This window comes from Zhongshania marina, from assembly GCF_002915595.1.
Lineage (GTDB): Bacteria > Pseudomonadota > Gammaproteobacteria > Pseudomonadales > Spongiibacteraceae > Spongiibacter > Spongiibacter marinus_B.
The window spans coordinates 23,530-37,365 of sequence record NZ_PQGG01000024.1; the positions used below are offsets into that span (position 1 = coordinate 23,530).

At 50.1% G+C, this 13,836-nt stretch carries 12 protein-coding genes; 7 read left to right on the forward strand and 5 right to left on the reverse strand.

Annotation, left to right across the window (positions count from 1 at the left end):
• Positions 1-295 precede the first annotated feature (295 nt).
• Positions 296-1,543, forward strand: a complete 1,248-nt coding sequence (locus tag C0068_RS10100) for a malic enzyme-like NAD(P)-binding protein (RefSeq protein WP_103684378.1) — start codon at positions 296-298, stop codon at positions 1,541-1,543.
• A gap of 80 nt (positions 1,544-1,623) precedes the next feature.
• Here C0068_RS10100 and C0068_RS10105 read toward each other — a convergent pair whose 3' ends face one another.
• Positions 1,624-2,535, reverse strand: coding sequence for a LysR family transcriptional regulator (locus tag C0068_RS10105; RefSeq protein ID WP_103684439.1), 912 nt, complete (start codon positions 2,533-2,535; stop codon positions 1,624-1,626).
• 126 nt (positions 2,536-2,661) lie between these two features.
• On the opposite strand from C0068_RS10105, the gene C0068_RS10110 reads away from it, so the two are divergent.
• From C0068_RS10110 to C0068_RS10130, 5 genes are read left to right on the forward strand one after another with little or no spacing between them, the layout of a single operon-like run.
• The gene (locus C0068_RS10110; protein ID WP_103684379.1) at positions 2,662-3,882 is read left to right on the forward strand and encodes an acyl-CoA dehydrogenase family protein; all 1,221 of its coding nucleotides are present in this window, start codon (positions 2,662-2,664) and stop codon (positions 3,880-3,882) included.
• Between the two features lie 30 nt (positions 3,883-3,912).
• Positions 3,913-4,728 (forward strand): SDR family oxidoreductase, encoded by an 816-nt coding sequence (locus tag C0068_RS10115; RefSeq protein ID WP_103684380.1) that lies wholly within the window; start codon positions 3,913-3,915, stop codon positions 4,726-4,728.
• Positions 4,729-4,735: 7 nt separating this feature from the next.
• The gene (locus tag C0068_RS10120; protein ID WP_103684381.1) at positions 4,736-5,806 is read left to right on the forward strand and encodes a phosphotransferase family protein; all 1,071 of its coding nucleotides are present in this window, start codon (positions 4,736-4,738) and stop codon (positions 5,804-5,806) included.
• A complete protein-coding gene (locus tag C0068_RS10125; RefSeq protein WP_103684382.1) occupies positions 5,806-6,504 on the forward strand; it encodes a histidine phosphatase family protein in 699 nt (232 codons plus the stop codon). Before C0068_RS10120 ends, C0068_RS10125 begins: the two co-directional genes overlap by 1 nt.
• A 55-nt stretch (positions 6,505-6,559) precedes the next feature.
• A complete protein-coding gene (locus C0068_RS10130) occupies positions 6,560-7,306 on the forward strand; it encodes an SDR family oxidoreductase (RefSeq protein WP_103684440.1) in 747 nt (248 codons plus the stop codon).
• A gap of 54 nt (positions 7,307-7,360) precedes the next feature.
• On the opposite strand, the gene ggt is transcribed toward C0068_RS10130, so the two are convergent.
• The 3 genes from ggt to C0068_RS10145 form a co-directional block, all read right to left on the reverse strand.
• Positions 7,361-9,178: a gamma-glutamyltransferase gene (gene ggt / locus C0068_RS10135; RefSeq protein WP_233208792.1), complete on the reverse strand. Its 1,818-nt coding sequence runs from the start codon at positions 9,176-9,178 to the stop codon at positions 7,361-7,363.
• Between the two features lie 91 nt (positions 9,179-9,269).
• Positions 9,270-10,367 carry an NAD(P)-dependent alcohol dehydrogenase gene (locus C0068_RS10140; RefSeq protein WP_103684383.1) on the reverse strand — a complete coding sequence of 366 codons (1,098 nt, stop codon included), beginning with the start codon at positions 10,365-10,367 and terminating at the stop codon, positions 9,270-9,272.
• 86 nt (positions 10,368-10,453) lie between these two features.
• Positions 10,454-11,470, reverse strand: coding sequence for an AraC family transcriptional regulator (locus tag C0068_RS10145; protein WP_233208793.1), 1,017 nt, complete (start codon positions 11,468-11,470; stop codon positions 10,454-10,456).
• Between the two features lie 182 nt (positions 11,471-11,652).
• Here C0068_RS10145 and C0068_RS10150 point away from each other — a divergent pair, with 182 nt between their 5' ends.
• Positions 11,653-12,711, forward strand: coding sequence for an AraC family transcriptional regulator (locus tag C0068_RS10150; RefSeq protein ID WP_103684384.1), 1,059 nt, complete (start codon positions 11,653-11,655; stop codon positions 12,709-12,711).
• Here C0068_RS10150 and C0068_RS10155 read toward each other — a convergent pair.
• A complete protein-coding gene (locus C0068_RS10155; protein WP_103684385.1) occupies positions 12,672-13,784 on the reverse strand; it encodes an acyl-CoA dehydrogenase family protein in 1,113 nt (370 codons plus the stop codon). The genes C0068_RS10150 and C0068_RS10155 overlap by 40 nt on opposite strands.
• Positions 13,785-13,836 lie beyond the last annotated feature (52 nt).

Consider the following 13,836-nt stretch of genomic DNA (forward strand, 5'->3'; position numbering starts at 1 on the left):
GAAAGTGCCTGGTTAAGTATTTGACCGGGCATTTTTGTTTACAGCTTTTGGTTTTGTAAATGTTTCAAAATGTCGCAATGACGGCTGATACTTTTCGCGCAGCAAATCAGTAGTGCTCACAACGATGATGTATCCGCTGCTGGCGAAAGAGCACATAGGATGTTGTCAACGAACACTCTAATCTTCTTCATTTAGCTGCAGTGCAGCGTTGTCATACAACTGTTATTGTTAGCACTAATACTTTTATAACGGCTTTTTCGCCCTCTGTGAAAAAGCGAGAATCGGGAAATAAAGAATGTCCAAAGATGTGAAGCAGGCGGCTCTGGATTACCACTCTCTCCCAACACCGGGCAAAATCGGTATTACGCTGACGAAACCGGCTGAAACTCAATACGACTTGTCGCTGGCGTATAGCCCGGGTGTGGCTGAGCCTGTGCGTGAAATCGCAAAAGACCCTATCAATGCTTATAAATACACCAGCAAGGGCAATTTGGTCGCGGTAATTTCTAATGGCACGGCAATTTTGGGGCTGGGTGATCTTGGTCCGCTGGCTAGCAAACCGGTTATGGAAGGCAAGGCATTATTATTTAAACGCTTTGCCGATATTGATTCGATTGACATCGAAGTAGATGCAGAAGATAGCCAAGCGTTTATCGACACTGTTAAGCGTATTTCAATTACTTTTGGCGGCATCAATTTAGAAGACATCAAAGCGCCGGAGTGCTTTGAGATTGAGCGCGTATTAAAAGAAATTTGTCCCATACCTGTTTTCCACGATGATCAGCACGGCACCGCCATTGTTACCGCAGCGGGCATGCTAAACGCGCTAGAGATTCAGGGAAAAAGCATTGAAACAGCAAAAGTGGTTTGCCTTGGTGCGGGTTCCGCTGCCATTGCCTGCATGAAGTTGTTGGTGAGTTTGGGTGCGCAATACCAAAATATTTATATGATCGACCGCCGTGGAGTTATTTATCCGAGGCGTGCCGGTTTAAATAAATATAAAGAAGAATTTCAAAACGATACCGATGCGCGCACTTTGAGTGATGCGATTAAAGATGCTGATGTATTTGTCGGTTTGTCCGGTGCAGATTTATTAAGCGCTGAGATGTTGCTATCAATGGCACCTAAGCCAATTGTGTTTGCGTGCTCAAATCCTGATCCAGAAATTAAGCCTGAGTTAGCTTTGTCGGTGCGTGACGATTTGATTATGGCGACGGGTCGCTCCGACTACCCGAATCAGGTTAATAATGTTTTGGGCTTCCCCTTTATTTTCCGTGGCGCTCTAGATGTGCGTTCAACGGCGATAAATGAAGAAATGAAAATTGCTGCGGTTCACGCGATTCGTGAGCTGGCAAAAGAAGATGTACCGCAGGCGGTGATTGATGCCTGTGGTGTGGGTGAGCTTTCTTTTGGGCCTAATTACATTATTCCCAAGCCGGTAGATCGCCGTCTTTTAGGTAAGGTGTCTGCGGCGGTTGCGCAGGCTGCGGTCGAAAGCGGTGTGGCTCAGCTACCTTATCCAGCGCATTATCCTTTGACCTAAGCTTGCCTTGCGCAATCTACAGGGCCGCTTGGCGATATTCGCAAGCGGCTTTTTTTATGCTTATCGACAAGTCATTCAGCCTATTCGGGCTGCGCTCCATCTCCGTGCTGAGCAATAATTTTCTGAATACAATTTCTTAGCCATTCGTGGGCGGTGTCGTTTGTTGCGCTGCGGTGCCAGTACATCATCATCTCCAGTGCCGGTATTTTTAGTGGCAGCGCTGCGATATGTAATGGTAAAAACTGTTGGAAACGCAGGGCCAAATGGCGCGGCAAGGTGAGCAGTAAATCAGATTTCGCGATAATATGGCTCGCAGAATAATAACTTTGGCCGCGAAAAATAATATCTCGATTTAAGCCCTTCCTATTTAAAGTGGTGTCTTCTAGAACTGTGCCACGGCTGCGCCCCGATACGCTGATATGCCCAGCGTTTAGATAGTGTTTCAAGGTTAGTGTTTGGGCGCTCAGCGGGTGATCCTTGCGCATAAGCACACATAGCTGATCTTTAAATAAAAATTGCTGCTGGATGCTACTATCAAGTGACTGCGGAATATCCACTGCCATAGACACTTCACCGCTGATTAATTGCCGGCTTAACTGATCTCTTACCAAGCGCTGACTTTGCAGCCTAATACCGGGGGCTTGTAGCTGTAGCTGTGAGGTCAATTCCGGTAGCGCGATAAACTCGGTAGGATCACCCATGCTAATAACAAATTGGCGCTTAGAGGTGCTGGGGTTGAATTCCTGACCGCGATGCAGGCTTTCCTGCAGTGTTATCAGCGAATTGCTGATGTCGCCGGCAATACTGTCAGCCAAAGGCGTTGGCGCAATACTGCGGCCGCGTCGTACAAAGAGCGGGTCGTCGAAATGCTCACGCAAACGCGCAAGGGCATTGCTAACGGCGGGCTGGGTGATGTGCAGGTCTTTGGCGGCCTCGGTTAAGGAGTTGGCGCGGTATACCGCATCAAAGACTTTAAATAGGTTTAAATCCATGGCGTGTGGCAAGCCCTGCTCTGCGGAATACATTCATGATGGTAATTATAGATCATTTATATAATAAATTAGACTGATGTGTTGAGTGGGTCTATCTTTAGGCGGATATGCATAGGAGAGTAGCTCATGGATTTTAGCCACAGCCCGCGTTGCCAAGACCTTATCGTCCGCGTGCGCGCGTTTATAAAAGACCGTATTGCACCAGTAGAAGCAGACTTAATGCCAGAAATACTGGCGGGGAATAGCGGAAGCGATTGGACCCAGTGGCGAGTCGATCCTCGTATTGAAACGCTAAAGCAAGAAGCTAAAGATCAGGGCCTGTGGAATTTATTTTTGCCAGATGAAGAGCGCGGCGCGGGTTTGTCGACTTTGGAGTATGCACCTCTGGCCGAAGAAATGGGCCGCTCCCATCTTGCTCCGCAAGTATTCAATTGTAATGCGCCAGACACCGGCAATATGGAAGTGTTGTGGAAATACGGTAGTGATGAGCAAAAGCAGCGCTGGCTAGAGCCTTTGTTAGAAGGGGAGATTCGTTCAGTATTTTTTATGACCGAGCCGGACGTAGCTTCTTCTGACGCCACCAATATGGAAGCGACCATCATTGAAGATGGTGACGATCTTATTCTTAACGGCAAAAAATGGTGGTCTAGCGGTGCTGGCGATCCGCGCTGTGAGATTGGCATATTTATGGGAGTGAGCAACCCCGAGGCCAACCGTCACAACCGTCATTCAATGGTCTTGGTTCCCATGAATACCCCGGGCGTTACCATTAAGCGCATGTTGCCGGTCTTTAATCATTTCGATGCACCTGAAGGGCATGGCGAAGTGTGGTTTGAAAATGTGCGGGTGCCCAAGAGCAATTTAGTTTTAGGTTTGGGGCGCGGTTTTGAAATTGCCCAAGGTCGCTTGGGACCAGGGCGTATTCATCATTGCATGCGGGCTTTGGGAGCTGCTGAAAAAGCCCTAGAGTTGCTAATTAAGCGCGGTACCTCGCGGGTGGCATTTGGTAAGCCGATTATCAATCTTGGTGGCAATCAGGAACGGCTAGCTAATTTCCGTATTGCTATCGATCAAGCGCGCCTTCTTACGCTGTATGCGGCGTGGAAGATTGATTCTGTTGGTGCCTTGGGTGCGCTGACCGAAATATCGGCAATTAAGGTGGTTGCGCCGAATGTATTGCAAGACGTGGTCGATGCGGCGATCCAGATTCATGGTGGTGCCGGTGTTTCTAACGATACGCCACTGGCGAATATGTTTGCGATGGCGAGGGTGCTGCGCTTAGCAGATGGGCCAGATGAGGTGCATCGAGGCTTAATCGCCCGCATGGAATTGGCAAAATATAAATAATAAATTTAATTTTGTGGGAGCACACACACAATGGGATCGAAACGAGTTTTTATCACCGGCGGCGCGTCTGGTTTGGGGCGCGCTTTAGCCAACCGTTTTGCGGATGCGGGCTATTCGGTCTGCATTGGCGATCTTGATGATGGGCGTGGCGCGGAAGCGCTTGCTGAATTAAAAGCAAAAGGCAAAGCGCATTATATTAATTGCGATGTGACTAAGGAGTATGCCCTGCAAAGTGCTGCCGATTGGTTGCTGAGTAATTGGGGCGGCGTGGATGTGGTTATTAATAATGCTGGCGTTGCCACCGCAGGCGGTATTGCGGAATTCTCTATGGAGGATTGGGAGTGGGTGGTAAACATCAATCTACTCGGTGTGGTGCGTGGCTCTAAAGTGTTTGCGCGCTTAATGCGCGATCAAGGCAGCGGCCATATTGTGAATATCGCGTCCTTGGCGGGATTAATATATCCGCCCAAGATGGGCTCATACTGCGCCACTAAGGCAGCAGTAGTTGCACTGTCAGAAACAATGTCCTTGGAGTTAGACGCCGACAATATAAAAGTGTCGGTGGTATGCCCGAGCTTCTTTAGAACAAACCTTGCGGAATCGGTTCGCGCCTCAGATGCAGATAGCCAAGCGGCAACCCAGCGTTTGGTGAACAAGGCCAAGCTCGGCGCAGTTGAAATTGCGGGTCGAGTATTTAGCGCGATAGAAAAAGGTGATTTTTATATTCTGCCGCATCCTGAAGGGCGTGCAATTTGGCGTCTGAAGCGCTGGCTACCGTTTAAGCGTTATCGCGCCATGATGTTGAAGCAAACCGCGCGGATGATGACGAATAGAGCAAAAGGCTGATTGGCGAATGGAAAGCAAGGCGACAATCGACGTAGCAGGTAGTGTACGAAGCGGTGAAGAGTTAGATATTGCTGCGGTGGATGCTTGGTTAAAACCAAGAATTGCGGGTTTGCTTGGCGAGCCTGTCGTTACCCAATATGGCGGTGGCGCTTCTAACTGGACCTACCGCTTAGAATATGAAAGCCACGACCTTATTTTGCGCCGGCCACCAAAGGGCACCAAGGCAAAATCTGCTCACGATATGGGGCGGGAGTTTAAGGTGCAGTCAGCGCTGGCACCGGCATTTCCCTTTGTCCCTGAAATGCTCGCTTTCTGTGATGACCCCTCGGTGATTGATTGCGATTTTTACGTGATGCGCCGGATCGAAGGCCTTATTCCTAGGGCTAATATGCCCAAGGGTTTGCAGCTTAGCGCTGAGCAAACCCGCGATTTGTGTTTGTCGGTGCTGGATAAATTAGTGGCCCTGCATCAAGTAGATTATGAATCTGCGGGATTGGCGTCATTGGGCAAGGGTGAGGGCTATTGTGAGCGGCAAGTGCGCGGCTGGAGTGGCCGTTTTCAAAAATCTAAAACGTGGAATGTGCCGAGCTTTAAAAAAGTAATGCATTGGCTGGCGGCGAATACACCAGCGGATGTGCGCAGCTGTGTTATTCACAATGACTTCCGCTTTGATAACGTCGTGTTGAATCCAGACAATCCCTCTGAGGTATTAGGTGTTCTCGACTGGGAAATGGCAACCCTTGGTGATCCATTAATGGATTTGGGGAGCGCGCTGGCGTATTGGGTGCAGGCTGATGATGACAAGATTATGCGTGCAACGCGGCGCCAACCTACTCATTTGCCAGGAATGCTAAGCCGTAAAGAAGTCGTGTCTTATTACTGTGAAAAAATGGGATTGAGTACAGAAAATTGGGCCTTCTATGAAGTGTTCGGTCTGTTTCGTTTGGCGGTGATTATTCAGCAAATTTACTATCGCTATTACCACAAGCAAACCCGCAATCCCGCCTTTAAAAATTTTTGGTTAATTGTTTGGTATTTAGATCGTCGCTGCCAGCGAATTATTCGGGAGCAAGTGTAATGCCGGCTTTGTATTTAATTCGCCACGGTCAGGCCTCATTTGGGGCGGAAGATTACGATCAGCTATCTGATTTAGGCATGCGGCAATCGCAACATGTGGGTGAGTATTTTTCGGCGCAGGGAATTCAGCCAGATACTATTATTTGTGGCGGCATGAAGCGCCACCGACAAACCGCTGAGCAATGTTTGAATGCGATGGGTTTGGGGGCAAAGTTTGTGGACACGTCGCTATGGTCGACAAACACGGATTGGAATGAGTACGATCATCTGCAAATACTAGAAGCCTATACCGCATTGCCTGGCGTGGGCGAAATGATGGTGCAGGATATGGCGGGAGAAAATCCCAAAGCCGGATTTCAAAAACATTTCTCGCATGCAATGCAGCGTTGGTGTGGCGGTGAGTATGATCACGAATACCGAGAAACATGGTCGGCTTTCTGCAGTCGTATTGAGCGCGGATTAGCGGCAGCGGGTGGCGCCAGCGGCAATATATTTGTATTTACTTCTGGGGGTGCGATTTCGGCGGTGAGTCGTCAGCTATTGCAGTTAAATGATATGAAAGCTTTGTCGCTAAGCTGGATGTTGGCAAATGCGGCTTATAGCAAAGTATTGGTCGGCAAATCTGGTGCGGTATTAGCGAGTATGAATGAACACGGTCATTTTGACGGTAAATATCGAGACTTATTGAGTTACCGCTAGGGCTTAGCATGCCGGCGTGTTGTGAGTGAATATAATTTATTTTATGGGAAATCTTATGCGTAAAAATATATTAATTACCGGTGCTAGCTCTGGTCTTGGTGAAGGTATGGCACGGCAGTTTGCTGCCAAGGGCTGCAACCTCGCTCTGTGCGCGCGGCGCATGGAACCTATGCAGGCATTAAAGGCTGATATCGAAGCGAGCTACCCGAATGTAAAAGTATTTATTCGCGAACTCGATGTTTGCAATTATCCTCAGGTATTTGAGGTGTTTCGCGCCTTTCTGCAAGACATGGGCAGCATCGATCGGGTGATCGTGAATGCTGGTATGGGAAAAGGTGCCTCGCTGGGGACGGGCTATTTTGAGGCGAATCGTCGCACTGCAGAAACCAATTTTATTGGCGCACTTGCTCAGTGCGAGGCGGCCTTAGAAATATTTCGTGAGCAAAACAGTGGTCACCTCGTCACCGTTTCGTCAATGAGTGCAGTGCGCGGTATGCCCCGTGCTATTAATATTTACGCTGCTACCAAGGCTGGGTTGCGAACCATGAGCGAGGGCATACGCGCTGATGTATTGGGTACGCCAATAAAAGTAAGCTGTATATTGCCTGGTTTTATTCTTACGCCAATAAATAAAGATTTGAAGAAGGCACCATTGCGTGTTGATTTAGAGACCGGCTGCAAAGCTTTGGTAAAGGCGATAGATAAAGAGCCCGCCGAGGCTAAAGTCCCAGCGTGGCCCTGGGTGCCAATGGGCGTCGTAATGAAGTTTGCGCCGTTAAAATTTATTGCAAAAATGACTTAAATATTCCGGCTTTCCCGCCTGTATTATATTTATAGCAGGCGGGTTGAGTGCGTGCTAAAAGCCTAGTGCTTGTCCTTCTCTGCGGGGGTCCGCGGCGCCCTTTAATTTTTTGTCTTCTATTAAAATTCCATGTAAACCACTGGTTTGATCACGCTCTTTAAACTGGTGTCCGCGCGCTTTGAGCTGATTCTTTAGCTCGCTGGTGAAGCGTCCAATTTCCAATTCGCTTGTATCTCCCATCGCAATAATATGGCCAGCGCTAATGGCTGCTGCGAGTTCTTGTTTTTCAACTAGAATGCGGTAAAGACTGGCCGCGACGTAATCTATAATTCTTGCGCCACCGGGCGAGCCAATAGCAAGCAGCGGCTTATGGTTTTTAAATACAATTATTGGCGACATAGATGAACGGGGGCGTTTGCCGGCTTGAATTCGGTTTGCGATTTTGCTGCCATCACTGTCCGTGGGTGTAAATGAAAAATCACTTAGCTGATTATTCAGCAAAAACCCATCAACAAAAATTCGCGAACCGAAGGCGGTTTCAATACTGGTGGTCATGCTAAGTACATTGCCCTCAGTGTCCACAATGCTGAAATGGCTGGTTGATGGAAGTTCGGGCGATGTACTTGTAATACGCTGAGGGGCTAGCGGCGGCTTGCCCGCCTCGGTCTGCGGGGTGCGTTGATCAAGCTTAATCAAGCCCGCACGCTGGGCTAAGTAAGTTGAATCAACTAGGCCAGCGGTAGGCACACTCACAAAGTCTGGGTCGCCTACGTAAGTATTTCGATCTGCAAAAGCGAGGCGTGAAGCTTCAATGAATGTGTGTATAAAATCGGCTTCTGTAAATGTAGAGGTATTTTTTTCTACTTTCTCAATCATTTTTAAAATAGCGATGACGGTTGTGCCGCCGGAGGATGGCGGTGGTGCGCCGCAAACTTGGTAATTGTGGAAGGCTGCGCATACAGGGGCTCGTTCCTTACTTTGGTAGCTAGCTAAATCGGCTGCACTTAATAAGCCTGTGCGATTCGGATCGCTGTGAATTGTCTTCACCATATTCTTAGCGATAGTGCCGTGATAAAAAGCCTTGCTACCATCTTTCGCAATTTTCTTTAAGGTGGCGGCGTAATCGGGATTTTTAAGCCGAGTGCCAATCGCCTTTGGGGTAGTGGCGTCGCTAAAGAAATACGCACTAATCGCCGGATTAACCGCCACCTTTGGCATTTGAACTAGTAAGGTATGTAAGCGTGGAGAAATGACAAAGCCATTTTTGGCGAGTGCAATTGCCGGTGAAAATAAATCTGCCCAAGGTAATTTACCGTGCTTTTTATGTGCGGCCTCGAGCATGGCAATAACGCCGGGAACACCTACCGAGTGCCCGCCGACCACGGCCTCAAAAAAGCCCATTGGGCTGCCATCGGCTTTCAAAAAATAATTTTCGTCGACCGCCTGAGGTGCAGTTTCGCGGCCATCCCAGCTACTTAATTTATTTTTTTCGGCGTCCCAATAGAGCATGAATGCGCCGCCGCCGATACCGGATGATTGGGGTTCTACCAAACCCAATACGAGTTGCGCAGCAATGCCCGCATCGACAGCAGAGCCGCCCGCCTTGAGTATTTTTACAGCGGCCTCGGTGGCATAGGCGTTTGCTGTAACCGCCATTGCCGATTTAGCTTCAACGGTGTGTGAGGCCCTAAAGCCGCTGGCGGCCTCGGGTACAATGACCGGATCACTGGCAAACGCGGCGCTGCACAACACGGCCAAACCAAGGGTGATAGTCGGTAAAAAAAGCGGCTTTTTATCGGCAATAGAAGACATAAGGGACATCACTAGAAAGGACATGTCTTGCAGCTTGCCACGCAAAAAACGAATGCGCAAATACCCCCAAGAAAGCGCTGGGGAATAGCAGCGCTGTAATGGTATTCGCTTTGGGGCTGGATATTCGCGATGCCTAGTAAATGCAGCGGTGCTAGTTGCTCATGCTTAAAACCGGCTTAATCACTTTGCCACTCAAGGTGTCGGCAACGGCTTGATTAATGTCTTCAAAGGCATAGCGCGTAACGAGCTTGTCTAAGGGAAGTTGACCAGCGCGGTAATATTCAATCATACGGGGAATAAAATCTCGGGGTACGGCGTCCCCCTCTATGGCACCGCGTATTTGTTTGCCGGTGGCCATGAGCAGGCCCATATCGATATTGAGTTTGGCGCCCGGCTTACCCACACCAACACAGACCAAACAGCCACGCGGTTTTAGGGTTTGGAAAGCTGCGTCGGCAACCGCTGGTGCGCCGGTGGTATCGAGGGCGTAATCAATGCCGCCGAGCTTTTGCAGTGCTTTCTGAAGGGATTCTTGGTCGCCGCGTATGCAGTGGCTGGCACCTAGTTCGCGGGCCATCTCCAGTCTGCTGTCCATTATATCGACGGCTATAATTGGGTTGCAGCCCGCTATTTTTGCAGCGGCAATGGCAGATAAACCCACCGTGCCGCAGCCTAATATACAAATGCTGCTGCCACTTTCTGCGGCCATGCTAAGCAGCACCGAACCCATGCCGGTCTGCACGCCGCAAGCCAGGGGTGCCATTAAAGTAGGGTCGAGGTCGTCTGCCAGCGGCACCATATTTTGGGTGGCGGCAACAGCGTGGCTGGCGAATGACGATTGTGCAAAGAAGTGGCCGGTGATGGCTTTGCCCTGTTGGCTTATGGGTGAGCTACCGTCGCTGCGAGAGCCAAGTACTTGATATACCAAGCCTTGGTCGCAGTACCCCGGCGCTGCGTTGCGGCAATTCTTGCATTGGCCGCAACTGCCAAAGCTCATAAGTACACGATCACCAATGGCAAATTCGCTTACGCCATCGCCTAATTGCAGTATGCGACCGACACCTTCGTGGCCGAGCACTGCCGGCAGTGGCACCGGCATATATTGGTCGCGGGCGGCGATATCGGTATGACAAATTCCCGTTGCTTCCACTTCTACCAAAACCTCATTGGCCTTGGGTGAATCTAGCTCGCAGTTTTCAATACAAAATGCCCCGCCCTGTTCCTTTACTACTGCGGCTGTTATTAGCATTTTGCGATTACCTCTAAGCTGATTGTGTTGTTAAAAAAATCCCCGCCGAAGCGGGGTAGGCAGGGATTGTCTGTATAAGGTCGGTATTAGCCAACCGCGAGCATGGTGACGCGGTAGCGGCCAGGCGCTTGGCCAAACCAGCGTTTAAATGCCTTTTGGAAAGCACTTTGATCGCTGAAGCCCAGTTCTGCAGAAATATCTAATAGCCCCATATCGTGGTCGGCAATAAGTTTGCGAGAGCGCTCTTTTCTGGCTTCGTCGACCAAGCATTTAAAATTGGTGGTGGTGTGATTTAAGCGTCGCTGCAAGGTGCGGGGCGCAAGGCTAAGGTCCGCTGCAACATCTTCTAAGCGCGGCACACCTTCGGGAAGTTGGCGAACAATACAGTCCATCACATCGCGAATAACGCGGTCTTCCAACTGTAAATTTGCCAGCTCTGCGCGGGCGGCCTGTACCAGCGAGCGGTGAATGGCGGTATGAGGGAAGCGGGTTGGGCGGTCCAAAAAGTGACTGTCGAACTCTACGCAGTTGCTATGACTGTTGTAGTGCACAGGCGCTTCAATAATACGGGCAATTTCTTCGGAATTCGCTGGGCCTTGGTGCGTAAAATGAATTTCGCGTTTGCTGCACCAGCGGTCTAACAGGGGTTTATTGGCGCGGTACCAGCTAGTAAAGAAAAATTCTATTACCTGCCGAGAGGGTGCTTGGCGCGGCGGCAATTGCCAGCTTAGGCGCGCCAAGTCATCGTTTATGGGATTAAAGTCGACGTCGCCGTGGTCGATAAGTAGACGCGAGAAATCCACTACCGCGTTGACTGCCTCACGGGTACTTGGTGCACTCATACCCAAATAGTTGACCATGCCCCAAGCTTGCTTAGAGCTGTGGGCGCCAGCGTGGGCGCCAAAATAATAGTCGTTTAGTAACTGGCTGCCGGCATCTAATAGCATTTCAAACAGGCGCAGCGGGAAGCGGCCATTGTCGGTAAGATGCTCCTCCGGCGTATGGCGCATTACAGCGTGTAGCTGCTGTTTGCTAATACCTTTGCTCGAAAGATACTCTAGGGTGCTTTGTAGATACTCGTTGCAGACGGTCGGTGTGCGCACAACTTTTCTCCTCTGGCGCACCGCATTGGCATATGGCTACGGTGCATTGTTATTGTATGGGCGGCATGATGCTGCCGATGGGGTGTACATTAGCAGCAATAAACTGTCCCTAACGACTTATTGATATCATTATTGGCCACAACTGATTATCATTATGGGCCACATAATAATAAGGTGAGAACGTGCAGCTCTTCGAACTGGAACATATGGGGCGACGGCGCTTGGCGGCGCTGCGGGATATATTGCACTCTCGCTATCCCCAGATCGATAGCAGACAGATCGCGATGGACTGCGGTATTAAATCCGATTGGTCGCAGGCGACCAGTGAAAACCGCAGCCTGCAAGCCGCGTTGCGGGCACTGACGCAACTACGTGATGGGCCAGTGCCGGATATTGCCCTACAGCTTGGTGATCAAGCGCAAATTACCGATTCTGGTTTATTAGGCTATGCGGTTTTAACCGCGCCAACGGTCTTGCAGGCGGCGCGTATAACAAGCCATGCCTTGAATCAGTCGAACTATTTATTGCGCAATAAAATAGTGATGTCTGGGGAGCATGCGCGCACAGTGTTTACCGTAGCGGGCACGGCGCGGAGTCAGAGCGAACAGATATTGGAAATGAGCATGATTGCAGTGTGGCGCTGCATACAGGCGATTATTCCCAGTGGTCGCGCTGTCACACCAAGCTACGTCACCTTTAATTTTCCGGCGCCGCCGTATAAAGACCGCTTTTCTGAGTTGTTCGCCTGCCCAGTTGAATTCAATAGCTCCCATTCGGTTTTGGCGATGCCAAAGTCGCTAGTGCACGTGACCATCCCCTCGGGAAACGCCGAGCTGATCCGCACATTTTCTAGCGAGTTAAAGCAGTTACTGGGCGACGGCTATAGGGGCAATAGTATTACGGCGCGGGTGAGGCGAGCCCTAATCGAAAACCCTCAATCCTGCGCCTATTCTCTTGAAGGTACTGCCAAGCAATTAAATATAGCGCCGCGCAGTTTGCGGCGCTATTTATCCCAGAACGGTCATAGCTTTCGGCAGGTTTGCCTAGAGGTGCGCATGCAGCTCGCACAGCAGTATTTGCATAGCAGTAATATGCCCTTAAAGGCCATCGCGTATCAGTTGGGTTATAAGCACGCCAGCAATTTTAACCGCGCTTTTTGCGACTACTTTGGCGCGCCGCCAGAAACCCTACGTCGTCGCCGTCAGGAAACCAACGCCAACTCTGCCAATTTACCCAAATGATAATCCTGCTGGCCGCAGAGCAATTCCATTACCGTAAGCCGTTTAAAATAGGCGCCCACATTGAGTTCGTCGGTCATACCAATACCGCCATGTAATTGCACGGCTTGCTGCCCCACATAGCGGGCACTTTCGCCAAGCTGCACTTTTAATTGCGCTGCTGCTTTTTCTTGATTGTCGCTGCCTAGTTGCTGGCAGGCAGCCCACAATAATGAGCGCAACTTTTCGGCGGCAATCACCATGTCGGCAAAGCGATGCTGCAATGATTGGAACATCGCCAAGGGCATGCCGAATTGCTTGCGGGTCAGCAAATATTCCTGAGTAATGACTAATAATTGATCTATGGCGCCGATTGCTTCTGCAGCCATGACAACAATCGATTCGGATATCGCGGTTTGCAGCAGGGCTTCCGCTTGGCTAGCACTTGCGATTATCGCACTTGCGGGAAGCTCAACATTGTTAAATTCAAGATCGGCGGCGCTATTGCCGTCGGCCAGTAAGTAGCAGCGTTGCGTAATGCCGCTGTGCTTGGCGTTTAGCAATAAAAGTTGCAGGTCTCCGCCGCTGTCCCGTGCACTCACAATATAAAATTGGCTTTCCGCCGCCGCCAATGCCGCCTGCTTTTTGCCGTTTAAAACATAGCCATCGCCACGGGTGACAAGTGTGCATTGAGTTAGGAGGGGATTGCCACGCGAGCTAGATTCTTCCCATGCCAGACTCACTAAGCACTCGCCTGAAATAAGCGCAGCCAAGTGGGATTTAGCGTCGCTGCTATTTGATGCTGCCAGCAAGCGGCCGGCGACGGTTACCGGCAACACGGGTTCTAGCACTAGGCCGCGCCCAATCTCTTCGGCAACCGCCATCAAGTAGGGGAAGTCTAAATCTAGGCCGCCGTCGGTTTCTGAAAAAGGTAGGCCCAGTACACCGAGCTCGGCCAGTTGTCGCCAGTAATCAGCATTGAATACCTCAGATTTTTCAAGGCGCTGACGTCGTGTTTCGTAATCGTAATGATCTTGCACAAAGCGACGCAGGCTGTCTCTAAAGGCGTTTTGATCTTCGCTGTATTGATAAAACATAGTGTGTTCCTGAATATTCTGGGCGTTTAGACGCTATTCTTTAACGTGATTT